Below are 17103 nucleotides of genomic sequence, written 5' to 3' on the forward strand. Positions count from 1 at the left end.
ATTCTAGCCGAGCAGCGCCAGCAGCTCGCGGATGTCGACCGGCTTGACCAGGTGGTGGTCGAAGCCGGCGGCCAGCGACGCCTCGCGGTCCTGCGGCCTGCCGTAGCCGGTGACGGCGACCATCAGCGCGCCCGCCATGCCGGGCAGCGCGCGCAGGCGGCGCGCCAGTTCGTTGCCGTCCATGCCGGGCAGGCCGATGTCGAGGATACAGGCGTCGTACGCCGCCCCTCCCTGGGCAGCCACGTAGTCGAGGGCGCTGTGCGAATGGTGTTCGATGTGCACCCTGTGCCCGGCGCTTTCCAGCATCATGCCGAGCAGCTCGGCCGCGTCGACATTGTCGTCCACCACCAGCACCTTGCGCCCGCGGGCCACAGGCTGCAGTGCATCCGGGCCAGGCACGCCGCCGGGGACCGGCTCCACGGACGCCGCCATGCGCGGCAGCAGAACCGAGAAGCGGCTACCCTGCCCCGGCCCTGCGCTGTACACCGACACGCTCCCGCCATGCAGCTCGACCAGGCTCTTGACCAGGGCCAGGCCGATGCCCAGCCCGCCCTGCGAGCGGTCGGCGCTGCGCTTGGCCTGGATGAACAGGCCGAATACATCGTCCTGCACGTCCCGCGTCATGCCGATGCCGTTGTCGCCGACCGAAAGCAGCACCTGCGTTTCCTGCACGTCCATCTCCACCACGATGCGCCCGCCGTCCGGCGTGTACTTGGCCGCATTGTTGAGGAGATTCGCCAGCACCTGCACCAGGCGCTTGCGGTCGCCGGCGACCACGGCCTGCTCCGGCGCCAGGTGCACTTCCAGGCGATGGCGCCGGCCTTCGACCAGCGGACGCACCTGCTCGACCGCGTCGGCCACGGCGTCCTTGACGTCGACCGGCGCGTTCTCGAGCGCCACCAGGCCGCGCGTGACGCGCGAGACATCCAGCAGGTCGTTGATCAGGCTCGTCATGTGGCCCACCTGGCGCGTGACGATAGCGCTCGTATGGCGCACGCCCTCAATATCCAGGCGCCCGAGCGCCAGCAGTTCGGCCGCGGCCCCGATCGGCGCCAGCGGATTTCTCAGTTCGTGCGCCAGCATGGCCAGGAACTCGTCCTTGCGCTGGGCCTCCAGGCGCAGCTGGTCTTCGGCCAGGCGGCGCTTCGTGATGTCGCGGAAAAAGACCGCCAGGCCGCCGTCCATGGCCGGGTACGCCCGCACTTCCATCCAGCGCGGCTGTCCGTCCGCGAGCGGAAACGGATATTCCACGGAATCCGGGGTGCCCGACCCCATCGCGGCGCGCAGCAGGCGCTCGACCTCGGTCCCGAGCGACTCGGGAAAAGCCTCCCAATGATTGCGGCCGACCACCTCATCAAGACTGCGCTCGATCAGCTGCAGGCCGGTGCCGTTCATGCGCGTCACCGTCCACGCGGGGTCGACGAGGGCGAAGCCTTCGGTCATGGTGTCGAAGATGTATTGCGACTGGTCGCGCTCGGCGCGCAGCTCGGCCTGGGCGCTGGCGGCCACCACGGCGGCCCAGGTGCGCTCCGCGGTCTCGCGCGCCATCCGGATGTCTTCCTCGGTCCAGTCGCGCACCGTGTCGTCGTGCAGGCTGAGCACGATGCGCAATGTCCCAGTGTTGACGAGGGGCAGCGTCAGGTGGGCGCGCAGGCCGATGGCCTCGTAGGCCTCGACGCTGGCGCTGCCGCGTTCGTCCCGCGCGACATCGGCGACCACCAGGTCCTCGCCGGCACGCAGGGCGCGCGCGATGCCGGCCCCGAAGGCGTCGAGGGTCGTGACGATGCCCGCGACACTGTCCACGCCGGGCCGGCACCAGTCGCGCCGGATCACCAGGGCGCCGGTGGGTTCACGCACTTCGGCGAACAGCACGCGCGCGACCCGCAGCCATTCGCCGAGCAGCGCGCCGGCCGCGCCGATGATGTCCTCGACCGCCATCTCGGGCCGCAAGCTGTCCGTCAGCGCCAGCGCGAAGGCCTGCTTGCGCTCGACCTGGCGTAGCATCGCCACCTGCTCCTCGACCTGGCGGCGCGCCAGGTGCTGCTCGGTGACGTCGGTGCCCTCGGCGAAGATGCCGGCGATGACGCCGTCCTCCACGATCGGCTGGTAGATCACGTTGATGTAGCGCCGTTCCAGCCCGTCGGCGCCGCGCTCGACGCGGATCGGAATGTCGTAGCCGAGGAATTCCTGGCCGCTCGCGAACACCTGGTCGAGCACCTCGAACAGGCGCTGGTCGGCCAGCTCCGGCAGCACCTCGCGCACCGGCCGCCCGACATAGGCGCGCTCGCCGAGGAGCGCCACGCTGGCCTCGTTGACGAACTCGAAGACGTGCCGGGGACCGCGCAGCACCGCCATGAAGCTGGGCGCCTTCAGGAACAGGGTCTTGAGACGCTCGACGTCGGCCTGCAGGTGCAGGTTGGCGCGGGAAACGTCGCGCGCGCGCTCGAGCAGGCCGCTTTGCTGGGCCAGCATGGCCCTGTCCTGCCCCTCGCCGGTGCCGGCCGCCTGGCGCCGGCGTTCGACCTCGGTCACATCGATCGGATGCTGCAGCACCAGCTCGACCTCGCCGGCCGCGTCGAACACCGGCGTGTGCGTGATGGTCCAGTAGCGCAGCAGGGCCAGGGTGTCGGGCTGGCGATGATGAATCACGCGCTCGATCGAGGCGACCATCTGGCGCTCGGTTTCCGGATCGGTCGGGAAGGCTTGCATGGCCCAGCGTCCTTCAATGTCCTCGAGCAGGCGGCCGGTCGCGGCCAGGTAGGCCCGGTTCGCACCGACGATCATGAGGCGGCGGTCCATGACCAGGTAAGGGTTGGGCGACGCGTCGAACAGCGTGCGGTAGCGGTGGTCAAGACTGGCCATGTCTGGAGTGGAAGGATGATGTATCCCACCATTCTACCGGTGTCCACCTGGACAAGTTTCCTGTTACATCGGAGCATCGCTGCCCGGCCTGGACATTGCTTCCGCCAGCCTTCTGTGACAACATCGGCTGACCTCCCGGATGGGGCATCATCACAGGCCAGAACAATGAACAAGACGCCCGGCTCCTCGCCCATGACCCTCGCGCTCGACAACGTCCTGCTGGACAGGCGCCCGCGCCAGCTCGGCGGCTGGCGCCGCGGCGGCGCCGAATTCCTCTATTTCGGCTTCAAGAACGCGCGCGCCTGCCTCTTCGTCGGCCTGTTCTTCGCCGCCATGATGCTCACGCCGCGCGCCGGGGTGTTCGGCATTCCGCGCTACGACCTGCTCCTGCTGGTGGCTCTCGCCATCCAGCTGTGTATGGTGAGGTCGGGCCTGGAGACCATGGACGAGCTGAAGGCGATCTGCCTGTTCCACGCGATCGGCTTCGTGCTCGAGGCCTTCAAGGTATCGAGCGCCATCCAGTCCTGGGCCTATCCGGACTTCGCATACACGAAGGTGATCGGCGTGCCGCTGTTCTCGGGCTTCATGTATGCCGCCATCGGCAGCTACATCGTGCAGGCCTGGCGCCTGTTCGACCTGCGCATCCGCCACCATCCGCCGCACTGGATGGCGTGGACGATCGCGATCCTGATCTACCTGAACTTCTTCACCCACCACTACATCGGCGACTACCGCTGGTACCTGGCCGCCTGCGCCCTCGGCCTGTACTCGCGCACCACCGTGGTGTTCCGGCCGCTCGACCGCGACCGCAAGATGCCGCTGCTGCTGTCCTTCGTCCTGATCGGCTTCTTCATCTGGCTGGCCGAGAACATCGGCACCTTCTGGGGCGTGTGGCGCTACCCGAACCAGCTGGGCGCCTGGTCGGTCGTGCACGTGAGCAAATGGAGCTCCTGGTCGCTGCTGGTGATCATGACCTTCACCATCGTGGCCAACCTCAAGCACATCAAGGAAAAAATCCACGTTGCGCGTGCCTGAGCAACACTGCACCGGATTTACCGCGCAGAAGCCCTTCGAGAGCTGTCCGGGCCGTTCAGGCGCTGCTATGATGAATGCATGCGGCATGCTCGCGTCCGCATGGAAGGAAGCACCATGAAACCGCTCACCGGCATCGCCCTGTGCCTGGCGATCCAGCTCCTGCCGGGCGCCGCCCATGCGGGCTTGCAGAACGACCGTCCGGCCTTGTCTACCGACACGCCCGCCCACGTGCAGAGCGTGCTGCAGTCGCTTGAACGGCAGCGCTCGAACGCCATCCTGCAGCGCGACATTCCCACCTTGCGCAACCTGATGGACCGCCAGTATTCCCACATCGAAAGCCGCGGTCGCGCACGCAGCAAGACCGAGCTGCTGACCGCCCTCGATCGTGGCGACATCCGCTTCAAGGTGTACGAGAACGAATCAAGCGAGGTGCAGCTGCTCGACAATGGCGAGGCGGCGCTGGTGACCGGGATCTTCCGCAGCGTGCTGGCACAGCCCAATGCGAAGATGTTCCGGGGGCGCTTCGTCCGGGTCTGGGTGCGGCAGCCGGACGGGTGGAAGAATACCTATCACCAGGCGACCGAGATCCGGCCGGCGCAGACCGCCTGCCCCTGCGATTAAGCCCGGCCGGCGTCATCTTGATTACCTACGAGGTAATTGTCGCGGATGACAGCGAAACCGATACTCCAACCGTGACGACTTCCCGACAGGTTTCTTATCTCCTGGACGGGAGTCGCGGTCCCCTTTGCCAACCCACGAGGAGAACGGAATGAGCGCGTATGCAGTCGGTCTGCTGAAGGAAGTCGGCCTTGGCCCTGACATCGTCAAGTATCTTGAACGCATCGACGAGACGATGAAACCGTACGGTGGCCGTTTCCTGATCCATGGCGAAAAGCCCGAAGTCCTGGAGGGAAGCCTGCAGCAGGATCTGGTCGTCATCGAATTTCCCGATATCGCGCATGCCCGCGAATGGTACCGGTCACCTGCTTATCAGGATATCCTGCCCTTGCGCACCAGGAACTCATCCAGCGTCATCTTCCTAGTTGATGGACTCCCGGCAGGCCATCTGGCAACTGATATCTTGAGATAGTAAAGAAGAGCCCCCGAGGTAAAACCTGAAATTTGACTTGCGCTCAGCCTAGATCCATCCACCGAGCGTGGTTTAGGCCCGAAATAGAGCCTGGTCAGCACTCTTGCCTGGACAACGCATCGTCGAGATGCTTGATGTAGCTGCACGACTATTGGCATGCTTCAGGCAAAACGCCATCATGCAGAGAACACAATATTCCATTGTGTAGCCGCTTGAATATATCGCCAGGACTGTCCTCGCCCTGCGTCGACTGCGCGACCACAAAATTTCCTTGCCCGTAGAAATGACCGTGTACGATTCCCAGGACCTCGCAAGCTCCATATTCATTTGGAACCTCGTTCTTCCGGCAGCTGTGCTCAGAAATCACCTGCGAAACTTCGAATGCTCCACCGCGCCGCACATGATACTCAGCGAAATAGTCTCCCATGTTCACCTCTACGATTTGCGCACGAATGTTTCGTTGTCGGCTCATCTTCGTTCGGTAGACAATTGATTCGACAGGTAGCCATCCAATTATCCGCTCGTCTTTACTTCTGCGAACATAGCCGCCAACCAGCACCCATCTTTTCCCAGCAATATCCTTGGTCGCCAGTACGCAGGTACGATCGCCGAAGGAAACACGGCTTATCGTAGAGGTGCGATCATCAGGAACAGCCAACAGTTCAGATACGTTTGCGCTCACGTAAACGGCTGCGGCTGGATTGAATCGAAAGCAGTCAATTTCAGCAGCAATGACCGCGGGACTAAATCCCAACTGGACTAGAACAAGTAGGCACAGCAGGGTACGAATTTTCATATTCATTTTCGCTTTTGCTTCAGTCCTGAAGTCGCATAGAATTCGAGCCAATCGGCGAGCCATCATGCACACCCCAGAAAGCACAAACTCTTCTGCACCGCATTTGGCGCTACCGCCTCTGTCTGCACACAGAGATTTTGCTCTGCTCGCGTTGCACGTGCTCGCCTTGCTTATCCGAGCCGGCAAGTCTCGGTTTGTACAGGCTCAGCCTTGAGTCGACCCGGCAGCTCGGGTCATTGTCGGGCTTTTGACCGCCCACGGATGCTCTGTGCCGACACTGTGCGATTCGCGGCATTCCCGAGTATGCCGACGATGATGAAAAAAGTGAGCAGCCCCAAGGTCGGCAACAGGATCAGCAGATACCGCACGAAGTCCGGCCGATCCGGCGGCAGCACGTCGACGATGCGGCCCGACCTGCGATGAACCCAGGTGGGCACGACGTCGCCTGTCCGACGACGCCTGAAGTACGGGCTGGCCAGTTCGAAGGGCGCGTTCGAATTGAACTCCTGCGGCTGCGCGCCCGGGCGATCCAGGAGACGCACCGTCAGTACCATGGTGGCCATCCGCATAGGAACGCCTCCAACCCCAACCTGGTTGTACCGGATCGCCTCGATGACGCCGCGCCGCTGCTTGAGAGCGTCATACGAGGCGCGCTGCAGGTGGTAGACGTACCCCGCCTACGCCGCGCTGTGCACCAGTGCGGCGAAGGCGCCCCAGGCAAACGCCCGCTTTGCCCAGGGTTCAATCATCGGTCTGTCCGCATCAGGAAGCGACGACGTCCGCCGTGCTCCAGCTGAAGCTCCCGCTGCTGCCCGCAAACAGCAGCTCCGCCCCGCTCGCCTCGCGCAGCCTCGCCTTGATGGTCCGCGCCGGCAGGTCGTAGGGCTTGGCCTCGCTGCCCGAGGTATCCGGCTCGACATTCAGCGCCCGCACCGTGATATCGCCGGCCACCGCCAGGATGCCCACGCTGACCGCGCCATCGTGCGCCGCGCGCTGCGTTTCCAGCCGGCCCAGCACCTCCATCCCCGCCTTCTGTTCCAGCTCGATGTCCTTGACCTCCTGGTTGAGAAGCGCCATCTGCTTGAGGGCCGGCGCCACCGCCGCCGCCATTTTCTTGAATGCCGGCTGCTGCTCGGGCGTGAGCACCAGCTCGCCCTTGCGCACGCGGCCGGCCAGCTTCACGTAGTTCGCGACTTCCGGCTGGGCCGTGAGCGAGGCGATCGCGGCGCGGCGCCCTTCGACCAGCTGGCCGAACTGTCCCACGCGCTCGCGGATCATGCCGATGGCCTTGTCGATGCGCGAGCAGTCCGGACACAGCACGAACACGCGCATCTCGCTGTGCCCGCGCGGCAGGGCGCATTCGATCGACACGCGGCGCGCGGCGATCGCGCAGCCTTCGGCCTGCCCTACTTCGACTTCGTCGGCCATGATGTCGCAGTTGATGGCTTCGACCACCGTCACCTTCGCGCCCGAGATGATGCAGTTCTCGGCGCGCTGCAGTTGCACATTGCCCCTGGCGCTCTGGATCACGGCGCCGGAGGCCACGCCATGCACCACGACCGGCCCGTCGGCATTCTTCGCGCTGCCGCCCATCAGGTTGCGGTTCAGGAGCACCGTGCCGCCGCGCGAGGCAATGTGGCCGTAGACGTCGGCATGCACGGTGATGCTCTCGCCCTCCACCACGCGGTTTTCCTGCACCTCGCCGAATTCCTCGAAGTCGCCGGACAGGTCCAGGTTGCCCGTGGTGCGCACGCTGACGCCGTCGTGGCTGACGATCTTGTCGCCCACCGACACCCGGTTGCTGCCCCGTTCCACGTTGATGAAGCCATCCTGCAGCGCGACCAGGAATTCGCCCTCGGCCAGGCGGTCGATGATGGTGCCCGGCCCGCACCAGCCGTTGAAATCGAGGTCTTCCGGGAGCTCGGGCGGGAGCACGATGCCGGACAGATCGAAGCCCGACTCGCCCGCCACGCGCGGCAGCTTCTGCAGCAGGCGCTTGCCGCGCTGGACCTGGGGGAAGCGGTTCTGGAAGCTCAGCAGGTCGAGCTTGCCGTTGGCGAGCTGGCGCGGCGCGTCGCTGCGGTGCAGGTCGCCCGTGACCTCGACCACGCGCGCATCCTCACCCTGCTTCGGCGGCAGGCGGCGCGCCACCACGATGCGGCCGGCGGCGTTGCTGGAGATGGCGCCACGCACGGCCTCGAGGTCGATGCCGAAGCGGATGCCCTTCATCCACATGTCGGCGACGAATTCGTCGAGGTCCAGGGAGGTGGCCTGCTCCTCGCCCTCCTCGTCGCGCATGAAGACCGGTTCGAAGTAGTACTCGGCCTGCCCGTCGGCGATCTTGGCGGCGCGGTACAGCAGGCGCCGCGCCGGGGAGAAAGGCAGGATGTCGTCGGCCAGGCGCACAAGGGGCTCGCCGCGCGGATGGCGCGGCAGATCGGGGCCGTGGCCGAACAGGGCCTTGACCAGCACCGGATAGTCGAGGCCCGCGAAGTACTGGTTCTTCAGGAAGATGGCGTCGACGGCGGCGACCAGGGCCGGGCCGACGGCGTTCAGGTCGGCATACACGCCGTCGTCCTGGCGCACGATGCAATGGGCAGGCGCCGCGGGGGGCGCGGAAACGCGTGCGGCCGGGCTATCCGGCGAGATGCTTGCTGCGGAGTTGGACACGTAGGCGCCCTCCAGTCTGGTCTAGTGGGCGTACGATAGCATGTTGCGCAATGTAAATAAACATATAGCAACAAGATTTCTCTTAAGAAACGCCATGCGAGCGGGCAAGCCGAAATGAGAACGGCGCCCGCAGGCGCCGTTTTTCCAGCCAGGGCCGCGCGATCAGCGGCGGCGGGCGTTGGGGTAGAGGTCGACGTTGGCCTCGTTGATCTGGCGCTTCAGCTCGCGCCGCTCGTCGGGCGTCAGCCGGCCGCGGCGGCTTTCTTCTCCGCGGCGCATCTGGTCCTCGATCTGCTCCTGCCTGCGCGCATTGTCGCGCATTTCGTAGGCGCGGGGATCGAAACGCTGGTCCTGCGCGCGAGACTCATATCGGTCGCGCATCTGCTGCTGCTGCATCTCGTCGCGGCGCGGGCCGCGGTCTTGCGCCATGGCGCCGGCCGCGGTGCAGGCCAGAACGCAGGCCACGACGCCGGTACGCACCAGGCCCAGTGCCCCGTCTTTTACTGCCTGAATTGTATTGAGCGCGTCGTTCATGGTGTCCCTCTTCCGCGATGCCATATAAACAGATAAGCTGTGTTGACCACTTGCTGCCAGTGTATGTGCATACCGTCCGAGGAGTAAGACTGATTGGGTAAAGTTTGTAACACAATGTAATGCATGAGCAATTCGCGCGCGATGCTCAAGCCATAAGACGTTACCATAGCGACATGCTTCTGACAATTCTGGAATCCATATGAACGCATCGACGAATAACTCGAACAATAGCGCTGCAAATACTGCGAGCCCGGGCGCCACGGGCGGCCACTCCGCCAAGATCATGGTGGTCGACGACGACGTCCGCCTGCGCGACCTGCTGCGCCGCTACCTCACCGAGCAGGGCTTCCAGGTGGTGACCGCGGAAAGCGCGCCGGCCATGAACAAGCTGTGGCTGCGCGAGCGCTACGACCTGCTGGTGCTCGACCTGATGCTGCCGGGCGAAGACGGCCTGTCGATCTGCCGCCGCCTGCGCGGCGCCGGCGACCAGACCCCGATCATCATGCTGACCGCCAAGGGCGAGGACGTGGACCGCATCGTCGGCCTCGAGATGGGCGCCGACGACTACCTGCCGAAGCCCTTCAACCCGCGCGAGCTGGTGGCGCGCATCGGCGCGGTCCTGCGCCGCAAGGGGCCGGACGAGATCCCGGGCGCCCCGAGCGAGACCCCGCAGACCTTCGAGTTCGGCGACTTCGTGCTCGATCTCGGCACCCGCACCCTCAAGAAGAACGGCGAGACCGTACCCCTCACCACCGGCGAATTCTCGGTGCTGAAGGTGTTCGCGCGCCATGCGCGCCAGCCGCTGTCGCGCGAGAAGCTGATGGAACTGGCGCGCGGCCGCGAATACGAAGTCTTCGACCGCTCGCTCGACGTGCAGATCTCGCGCCTGCGCAAGCTCATCGAGCCCGATCCTTCGAGCCCCCTGTACATCCAGACCGTCTGGGGCCTGGGCTATGTGTTCATCCCTGAAGGACAGCCGCGCTAGTGTTCGCACCATTTTCCGCGGCGCGCCGCGCCGCGCGTTTCGCCTGGTACCGCAGCGGCCTGTTCTGGCGCACCTTCCTGTTGATGTCCCTGCTGACCGCGGCCTCGATGGGCTCGTGGATCGGCATGCTCAACATGTTCCAGCGCGGGCCGCAGGTGCAGCAGACGGCCGAGCTGGTGGGCTCGGTGGTAACCCTCACCCGGGCCGCCCTCACCCACTCGGCGCCGGACCTGCGCCGCGAGCTGCTGCTCGAGCTGGTGTCCAACGAGGGCATCCGCATCCTCACGATGAACGACTACGACGTGGTCGAGCCGCCGCCCAATACGCCGCTGATGGCGGACATCGCCACCGCGGTGCGCGAGCGCCTCGGCAAGCAGACCCGCTTTTCCAGCAGCGTGAATGGCGTGCCGGGCTTCTACATCAGCTTCAACATCCAGGAAGACGAATACTGGCTGATGCTCGAGCGCGAGCGCCTGGCGGGCCTCACGCGCGTGCAGTGGCTGGGCTGGGCGACCCTGGTGGGCCTGCTGTCGCTGGTCGGTGCGGCCTTTGTCTCCTCGCTGGTGAACCGTCCGCTGGCGCGCCTGACGGCGGCCGCGCGCGCGATTGCCAAGGGCGAGCGCCCGACCCCGCTGCCCGAGAAGGGCTCGCAGGAGATCATCGAGGCCAACCGCAGCTTCAACCAGATGGTGGAAGACCTGGCCCAGGTCGAGAAGGACCGCGCCGTGATTTTGGCGGGCATCTCGCACGACCTGCGCACGCCGCTCGCGCGCATGCAGCTGGAGGTCGAGATGGCGCACCTGCCGCAGGATGCGCGCGAAGGCATGCAGTCGGACATCAATCAGATGGACGCCATCATCGGCCAGTTCCTCGACTTCGCCAAGCCGACCGACGCCGCCACCTTCGTCGCCGTGAACCTGTCGGAGATGCTGTCCGAGGTCGGGCGCGAGGCGGGCCGCATCCGCGACCTGAAGGTGTCGGTCGACCTGATGCCGGGCATCCACGTGATGGGCAATGCGACCGACCTGCGGCGCGTGGTCAACAACATCATCGAGAATGCGCGCAAGTACGGCAAGACCCCGGGCCAGGACATCACCGAGATCGCGATCCTCCTGCGCGTGAAGGCGACCGGACACGGAAGGCGCGCCGTCATCGAAATCTGCGACCATGGCGTGGGCGTGCCGGAAGACCAGATCGCCCAGCTGCTCAAGCCGTTTACGCGCCTGGACAGCGCGCGTGGACAGGCCAATGGCGCCGGCCTGGGGCTGGCCATCGTCGAACGCGTGCTGTCGCGCCACAATGCCGAGCTGTCGGTGCGTAACCGCGAAGGCGGCGGCTTGTTGCTGCAGATCGCATTGCCGCTGGCAGGTTGAGGGCTCGCCCGTCATTACATAGTAAACTCGTAGGGTGGACGGGTCTCCCGTCCGCGCGTTCAACTCCGGCATGCGCAGTAGCGGCTCGACCGGGAGTCGAACGCGCGGTCGGCATAGCCGACCACCCTACCAACCCGGTACCTCGATCATGAACCACGAACAAGAACAGCTCCTCGACAGCATCCCACTATCCCAGAAAATCCGCGCCATGGTGCGTTCCCTGCCGCGCACCGGCATCACCCTGAGCGAGCTGATCCAGCTGGTCGGCAAGGACGGCCTCCTGATCCTGGCGGGCCTTCTGACCCTGGTGTTCCTGATCCCGGTCTCGATCCCCGGTGTCAGCACCGTGTTCGGCGCGGCCATCCTGCTCATCGGCCTCTCGCGCCTGTTCGGCCGCGAACTGTGGGTGCCGGAGCGCCTGAAGCACCGCGTGATCGGCACCCGCAAGCTGCGTCCCCTGCTGCGCAAGGCCCTGCCCTGGATGGTGAAGATCGAGAAGGTCAGCCGTCCCAACCGCATCCAGTGGCTGGTGGCCAAGGGGCCGATCCAGTACCTGAACGACGCGGCCCTGGTGCTGGGTGCGGTGCTCCTGATGATGCCCTTCGGCCTGATCCCATTCAGCAATACCTTCCCGGCCGTGGCCCTGCTCTTCCTCGCCATCGGCCTCTTGCAGCGCGACGGCGTGTGCGTGCTGCTGGGCCACATCAGCAATCTGCTCACCATCCTCTATTTCAGCCTCCTGATCGGCGGCGGCGGCCTGGCGGCGCGCGAGGTCTTCCAGCGCATGAACGGCTGAGAAGCCGGGCCCGATTCGCTATACTCGGTGCTTTCGACCCAACCGAGAGCGCCATGACCGTCACCGCACCGACCTACCACGACATCGAACTGGCCGCCGAGCGCCTGAAGGGCGCGGCGCACCGCACGCCGGTGCTGACCTCGACCACCGCGAATCGCATCAGCGGCGGCGAGCTGTTCTTCAAGTGCGAGAACTACCAGCGCATGGGCGCCTTCAAGTTCCGCGGCGCCTATAACGCGATCGCGAAATTCGACGACGCCCAGCGCGCGGCCGGCGTGCTGACCTTCTCCTCGGGCAACCACGCGCAAGCCATCGCCCTCTCCGCGAAACTGGCGGGCATCAAGTCGACCATCATCATGCCGCACGACGCGCCGGCGCTGAAGGTCAAGGCGACCAGGGAATACGGCGGCGAAGTCATCACCTACGACCGCTATACCGAGAACCGCGAAGAGATCGGCCGCCGCCTCTCCAGCGAGCGCGGTATGACCCTGATTCCGCCCTACGACCACCCGGACGTGATCGCCGGCCAGGGCACGGCGGCCAGGGAACTGTTCGAAGAGACCGGGCCGCTCGACATCCTGCTGGTCTGCCTGGGCGGCGGCGGCCTGCTGGCCGGCTGCGCGCTGGCTGCGCGCGCGCTGTCGCCGGAATGCAAGGTGATCGGCGTCGAACCGGAAGCCGGCAACGATGGCCAGCAGTCGCTGCGCAAAGGGGAAATCGTGCACATCGCCGTGCCCAAGACCATCGCCGACGGCGCCATGGTGACCCATATCGGCGAGCACAATTTCGAGGTGATCCGCCGCAACGTGGACGACATCGTCACTGTGAGCGACGCCCAGCTGGTGCAGACCATGGCCTTCTTCGCCGAGCGCATGAAGATGATCGTCGAGCCGACCGGCTGCCTCGGCGCAGCCGCGGCCCTGCACGGCGTGGTGGACGTCAAGGGCAAGCGCGTCGGCATCCTGATCTCCGGCGGCAACGTCGACCTGTCGCGTTTCGCCGAGCTGGTATCTAGCGTGCAAGCCTGATGGAATTCGTCCAGGCGCCCGGCCTGCCTCTGCCTGCCGGCCATTACTCGCAGGCCGTCGTCACGCGCGGCGGCCTGGTCTTCGTGTCGGGCGTGCTGCCGGCGCGCGACTTGTCCGACACTTCCTTCGAGGCCCAGTGCGCGTCGGTGTTCGCGCAGTGCGAGCAGATCCTGGGCGCGGCGGGCTGCGGCTTGCATGACGTGGTGCAATGCACGGCCTACCTCGCCGGGGTCGAGCACTGGCCGGCCTTCAACGCCGCGTACGCGGCCGTGTTCGGGGAACACCGGCCGGCGCGGGCGGTCGTGCCGGTACCGACCCTGCATTACGGTTGCCTGGTGGAAGTACAGCTGGTGGCGGAACAGCCGAACGGCTGAGAGATTTTCGAATGCATGCTGCGCACACGTGAGGCAGCGAACAGAGCATTGTAAGACAGACACGGACACTGGAGGCTCCAGAAAAGGAGTCGACCATGAAACGTCATCTCTGCCTCAGCATTCTTTGCGCGGCCCTTGCCTCATTTGCCCCCGCAGCCTACGCCGGCACCGACATCGTCAAGTGCGTGGACGGCGCAGGCCGCGTCACCCTGACCGACCAGCCCTGCGACGGCGGCGCCGCCACGGTGCGCCTGGCCAGCATGCCCGCGGACGAAGCAGTCAACCGCGTACAAGCTTATCCGCTGGCCGTCGAGCACAGCGTGCTGCCGCCTCCGCCCGCCCAACGGCGCGTGATGGCGCCGCGGGCCAAGGCCAAGCCCTTGATGCGCGATGTGGCGACCCTGAAAGCCGCCAGGGCGAATTTCCTGCTGATGGATGCGGGTGGCAGGCAGGCGCTGGCGACCCTGAATTGAATCATCGGCTGAGTTGGAGCCGGTTGAACGCCCACCCTGCCGTAGGGTGTTCGGCTGCGCCGAACGCGCGTTCGACTCACCGTTGAGCAGCCCGAGCGCCGCTCAGAACAAATCGCGTATCTTCTGCACGCTCGCCAGGTGCGGCGTCATCGGCGTGCCCAATACCTTCACCAGTTCCTGCACCGCCGGATCCGTAATGAAATCCGCCGCCGAACGCGCTTCGAGCATGCGCTCGGGCGGCAGCGAACGCGCCACCGCCCAGCCCTGCACGTAGTCCACGCCGATTTCCGACAGCGTCTGCACGGTGGCGGCATCTTCCGCCCACTCCGCGATGGTCTTCATGCCCAGGTTGCCGGCCAGGCTGACGATCGCCTCGACGATCGCCACATTGGCCGGGTGGGCGTTGATGTTCTTGATGAAGTTCCCATCGATCTTGAGCACGTCGGCCGGCAATTCCTTCAGGTAGGAGAAGGAGGTGTAGCCGGCGCCGAAGTCGTCCAGCGCCACTTTCACGCCGAAGCTGCGCGCCTGGTCGATGAAGCGGCGCGTGTTGTCGAGGTCGTGCAGGGCCACGCTCTCGGTGATCTCCAGGCACAGGCGGCTCGCCACGTGCACGAAGCGGCCGAGGATCTCGAAGGTGTCCTGCACGAAGCGCTCGTCGTTGAGCGAGGCGCCCGACAGGTTCATGCACACGAAGCGGGTATTGCCCAGCTGCTCGGCATGTTCGGCGATCCAGGACAGGGTCGTGTTCATCACCCAGCGGTCGATCACGCTCGCGCGGCCGCTTTTCTCGGCGGCCGCGATCACGGCGCCGGCCGGCACGATGCGGCCGTCCGGCTCGCGCATGCGCAGCAGTACTTCGAAGTTCAGCGATTCGCGCGGGTGGCTGAGCGACATGATCGGCTGCATTTCCAGCAGGAGGCAATCGGTCGCGTTGGGACCGGACAGACGCGCCACCATGTCGAGTTCGGCCGCGCGCTGGCGGAAGGCTTCGGCGCCGCGCTCGTAGACCACCAGCCCCTCGCCCTGCCCCGTCTTGGCTTCGCGGCAGGCGCGGTCGGCGGTCGACACGGCGTCCTTCATGGCGATGCTGGGTTCGACTTCGATCAGGCCGACCGAGCCGCGCACGTGGAAGGCCTTGTCGCCCACGCGGTAGGGCGTGCTGCCGAGGCGGTCGACGATGCCGCGGCAGATGATCGAGGCCAGCGGGATGGCCGTCTCCGGCATCAGGATCACGAACTCGTCGCCGCCCACGCGGCCGATCTGCTGGCCGCCGGCCAGCATGGTGGCCATGCGTTCGCAGACCTGCTTGAGCACCTCGTCGCCGGCCGCGTGGCCGAACAGGTCGTTGATCAGCTTGAAGCGGTCGAGGTCGACGTAGGCCAGCGCCATCGGGCGGCCGCTTGCCAGGCCGGCGGCGGCGAGCTGGAATTCCTGCTCGATGCCGCGGCGGTTGAAGACCTTGGTGAGCGGGTCGTTGTTGGCCATGAACTGCAGCTGCTCGGTGGCCTTGTGCTTCTCGGTCGTGTCCTGCAGCACGCCTTCGATGCGCGAGCGCGCGAGGGTCGCGGACACCAGGAAGCGCTGGCTGCCGTCGCGGCTGGTGAGTTCCATCTCGGCCTCTGCCTTGGCGTGCACCTGCTCATGCAGCTCGGTCCAGGTGCTCTCGGTGAAGAACTGGCGCCAGGCGGTGCGGCCGGCATTGAAGCTCGAGATGCCCAGCATCTTCTGCAGGGCCGGGTTCACGCTCAGGAAGTGGCCGTACATGTCGAGCGTGAACAGGCCCACCGGCATGGCCTGGTAGGCGTGCTCCAGCTCCTGCTGGGCCGCTTCGCGCTGCTCGGTCTCGCTGCGCATCTGCTCGGCCACGGCCAGGGCGGCCAGCAGGCTCGAGGCCAGCGCGGCGGTGACGCTGTTGATGATGCCGAGCAGCTCGCGCATGCCCAGCGCGGCCGACGCGACTTCGGCGATGGTGGCGAGGAAGCTGACCACGAAGGACGCCGCGAACCAGGAGGCGACGCGGTTGCGCGACTCGGCGATGATCTTGACCAGGCCCACCGTCATCACCGAGAAGCAGCAGGTACAGATGATCCACAGCAGCGGCAGGTAGACGCCGTAGGGGAGCAGGATGGCGGCGGCCAGCATCGGCATGCACAGCCACTGCATGATGCGGAAAGGCAGTACGTAGCGCAGGGCCGCGATATGGTCTTTCAGCAGCGCTTGGTACAGCGTCAGGGTGGCGATGCCGTACAGGGTGATGCCCACCGAGCGGCTGCGCAGCAGCCAGTCGGCGGGGATGGTCTGGCCCAGCCACTGGATGTCCCAGCCGGCCGACAGCGCGGCCACGCGCAGGTTCAGGACCAGCCAGCCGGCGAACAGCACGTAGACGGGCTGGCGGTTGATCAGGGCCGTGATCAGGATGAACAGGGCCAGCACCACCATGCCGCCGTCCAGCAGGCCGGACTTGCGGTGGTACTGCTCGACCGACAGGGCGTACTGGTCGGCCGGCCACTGCAGCACCGTCAGGCGCGCGGGGCCGGCGAAGTCGGCGCGGCACAGCAGTTCCGACGGCATGGGCGCCATGCGCAGCGCGAAGCCGGCCTTCGAGCCCTCGATGAATCCGGCGCCGGCGCCGCGCACGGCATTGCCCAGCGGAGCCAGGCTGACGGCGTCCCAGCAGGCCACATCGAGCGCGTGGCGCGACGGGAACTCGATCACCTGGGCGCCGCTGCGCGGCATCGGCTCGAAGGCGAACCAGACCGGCGCTTCGGACAGGTGGGTGTCATGGCCGGTGACCAGGCTCGCGGCCTGCGCGCGTGCGAGCGCGCTGCGCGGATCGAGGGCATCCTCGGTTTGCACGGCGACGCGCATCGACAGCGGCACGTCGCCGCTGGTGCGGTACTGGTCGTGCCAGAAGACCAGGGCGATGACGGAAACGAGACCGATCCCGAGCGGGATCAGATAGTACGAAAACAACTTCAACACCCGTTCGACGGCCGCGTGCGCGGCGGCCGTGAACGAAGAACGACGTTGCGGTGTTGGTATGGGCATAAGGTGGTATCGGTGCGAACGAATGCCTTTACCTTT

At 66.0% G+C, this 17103-nt stretch carries 15 protein-coding genes; 9 read left to right on the top strand and 6 right to left on the bottom strand.

Features of this window, described 5'->3' with window-relative positions:
* Positions 1–3: 3 nt before the first annotated feature.
* Positions 4–2862 (bottom strand): PAS domain-containing protein, encoded by a 2859-nt coding sequence (locus ACQ7JA_RS06260; protein ID WP_430895651.1) that lies wholly within the window; start codon positions 2860–2862, stop codon positions 4–6.
* A 192-nt stretch (positions 2863–3054) separates the two neighbouring features.
* Here ACQ7JA_RS06260 and ACQ7JA_RS06265 point away from each other — a divergent pair, with 192 nt between their 5' ends.
* From ACQ7JA_RS06265 to ACQ7JA_RS06275, 3 genes are all read left to right on the top strand, one after another.
* Positions 3055–3897: a DUF817 domain-containing protein gene (locus ACQ7JA_RS06265; protein WP_430896108.1), complete on the top strand. Its 843-nt coding sequence runs from the start codon at positions 3055–3057 to the stop codon at positions 3895–3897.
* A 114-nt stretch (positions 3898–4011) separates the two neighbouring features.
* Positions 4012–4518 (top strand): nuclear transport factor 2 family protein, encoded by a 507-nt coding sequence (locus tag ACQ7JA_RS06270; RefSeq protein WP_430895653.1) that lies wholly within the window; start codon positions 4012–4014, stop codon positions 4516–4518.
* 148 nt (positions 4519–4666) lie between these two features.
* Positions 4667–4987, top strand: coding sequence for a DUF1330 domain-containing protein (locus ACQ7JA_RS06275; RefSeq protein WP_430895655.1), 321 nt, complete (start codon positions 4667–4669; stop codon positions 4985–4987).
* Between the two features lie 148 nt (positions 4988–5135).
* On the opposite strand, the gene ACQ7JA_RS06280 is transcribed toward ACQ7JA_RS06275, so the two are convergent.
* The 4 genes from ACQ7JA_RS06280 to ACQ7JA_RS06295 form a co-directional block, all read right to left on the bottom strand.
* Positions 5136–5783, bottom strand: a complete 648-nt coding sequence (locus ACQ7JA_RS06280; protein ID WP_430895656.1) for a hypothetical protein — start codon at positions 5781–5783, stop codon at positions 5136–5138.
* A 233-nt stretch (positions 5784–6016) separates the two neighbouring features.
* Entirely contained in the window at positions 6017–6352 is a 336-nt protein-coding gene (locus tag ACQ7JA_RS06285) for a hypothetical protein (protein WP_430895658.1), read from the bottom strand.
* A gap of 193 nt (positions 6353–6545) precedes the next feature.
* On the bottom strand, positions 6546–8453 hold the full coding sequence (locus ACQ7JA_RS06290) for a flagellar assembly protein A (protein WP_430895660.1): 1908 nt from the start codon (positions 8451–8453) through the stop codon (positions 6546–6548).
* A 162-nt stretch (positions 8454–8615) separates the two neighbouring features.
* The gene (locus tag ACQ7JA_RS06295) at positions 8616–8987 is read right to left on the bottom strand and encodes a hypothetical protein (RefSeq protein ID WP_430895662.1); all 372 of its coding nucleotides are present in this window, start codon (positions 8985–8987) and stop codon (positions 8616–8618) included.
* 283 nt (positions 8988–9270) lie between these two features.
* Here ACQ7JA_RS06295 and ompR point away from each other — a divergent pair, with 283 nt between their 5' ends.
* The 6 genes from ompR (at position 9271) to ACQ7JA_RS06325 (ending at position 14016) form a co-directional block, all read left to right on the top strand.
* Entirely contained in the window at positions 9271–9972 is a 702-nt protein-coding gene (ompR, locus tag ACQ7JA_RS06300) for an osmolarity response regulator transcription factor OmpR (RefSeq protein ID WP_051306146.1), read from the top strand.
* Positions 9972–11345, top strand: coding sequence for an ATP-binding protein (locus tag ACQ7JA_RS06305; protein ID WP_430895664.1), 1374 nt, complete (start codon positions 9972–9974; stop codon positions 11343–11345). Before ompR ends, ACQ7JA_RS06305 begins: the two co-directional genes overlap by 1 nt.
* 148 nt (positions 11346–11493) lie before the next feature.
* Positions 11494–12141 (top strand): exopolysaccharide biosynthesis protein, encoded by a 648-nt coding sequence (locus ACQ7JA_RS06310; protein ID WP_430895666.1) that lies wholly within the window; start codon positions 11494–11496, stop codon positions 12139–12141.
* Between the two features lie 53 nt (positions 12142–12194).
* A complete protein-coding gene (locus ACQ7JA_RS06315; RefSeq protein ID WP_430895668.1) occupies positions 12195–13169 on the top strand; it encodes a threo-3-hydroxy-L-aspartate ammonia-lyase in 975 nt (324 codons plus the stop codon).
* Entirely contained in the window at positions 13169–13543 is a 375-nt protein-coding gene (locus ACQ7JA_RS06320) for a RidA family protein (protein ID WP_430895670.1), read from the top strand. The genes ACQ7JA_RS06315 and ACQ7JA_RS06320 overlap by 1 nt, the downstream gene beginning before the upstream one ends.
* 95 nt (positions 13544–13638) lie before the next feature.
* Positions 13639–14016 carry a DUF4124 domain-containing protein gene (locus ACQ7JA_RS06325; RefSeq protein WP_430895672.1) on the top strand — a complete coding sequence of 126 codons (378 nt, stop codon included), beginning with the start codon at positions 13639–13641 and terminating at the stop codon, positions 14014–14016.
* Positions 14017–14118: 102 nt separating this feature from the next.
* Here the strand turns inward: ACQ7JA_RS06325 and ACQ7JA_RS06330 are convergent, their stop codons facing one another.
* Positions 14119–17001, bottom strand: coding sequence for a putative bifunctional diguanylate cyclase/phosphodiesterase (locus ACQ7JA_RS06330; protein ID WP_430896110.1), 2883 nt, complete (start codon positions 16999–17001; stop codon positions 14119–14121).
* Positions 17002–17103: the final 102 nt, after the last annotated feature.

The sequence above is a fragment of the Massilia sp. BKSP1R2A-1 genome, from assembly GCF_050586525.1.
In the GTDB taxonomy this organism is placed as follows: domain Bacteria; phylum Pseudomonadota; class Gammaproteobacteria; order Burkholderiales; family Burkholderiaceae_D; genus Telluria.

What these genes read in the sequence shown, in the direction of transcription:
- ACQ7JA_RS06310 (WP_430895666.1), top strand. Translation starts at nt 11,494, where the DNA reads ATGAACCACGAACAAGAACAGCTCCTCGACAGCATCCCACTATCCCAG.
- ACQ7JA_RS06285 (WP_430895658.1), bottom strand. Translation starts at nt 6,352, where the DNA reads ATGCGGATGGCCACCATGGTACTGACGGTGCGTCTCCTGGATCGCCCG.
- ACQ7JA_RS06315 (WP_430895668.1), top strand. Translation starts at nt 12,195, where the DNA reads ATGACCGTCACCGCACCGACCTACCACGACATCGAACTGGCCGCCGAG.
- ACQ7JA_RS06325 (WP_430895672.1), top strand. Translation starts at nt 13,639, where the DNA reads ATGAAACGTCATCTCTGCCTCAGCATTCTTTGCGCGGCCCTTGCCTCA.
- ompR (WP_051306146.1), top strand. Translation starts at nt 9,271, where the DNA reads ATGGTGGTCGACGACGACGTCCGCCTGCGCGACCTGCTGCGCCGCTAC.
- ACQ7JA_RS06265 (WP_430896108.1), top strand. Translation starts at nt 3,055, where the DNA reads ATGACCCTCGCGCTCGACAACGTCCTGCTGGACAGGCGCCCGCGCCAG.
- ACQ7JA_RS06295 (WP_430895662.1), bottom strand. Translation starts at nt 8,987, where the DNA reads ATGAACGACGCGCTCAATACAATTCAGGCAGTAAAAGACGGGGCACTG.
- ACQ7JA_RS06270 (WP_430895653.1), top strand. Translation starts at nt 4,012, where the DNA reads ATGAAACCGCTCACCGGCATCGCCCTGTGCCTGGCGATCCAGCTCCTG.
- ACQ7JA_RS06320 (WP_430895670.1), top strand. Translation starts at nt 13,169, where the DNA reads ATGGAATTCGTCCAGGCGCCCGGCCTGCCTCTGCCTGCCGGCCATTAC.
- ACQ7JA_RS06260 (WP_430895651.1), bottom strand. Translation starts at nt 2,862, where the DNA reads ATGGCCAGTCTTGACCACCGCTACCGCACGCTGTTCGACGCGTCGCCC.
- ACQ7JA_RS06275 (WP_430895655.1), top strand. Translation starts at nt 4,667, where the DNA reads ATGAGCGCGTATGCAGTCGGTCTGCTGAAGGAAGTCGGCCTTGGCCCT.
- ACQ7JA_RS06280 (WP_430895656.1), bottom strand. Translation starts at nt 5,783, where the DNA reads ATGAAAATTCGTACCCTGCTGTGCCTACTTGTTCTAGTCCAGTTGGGA.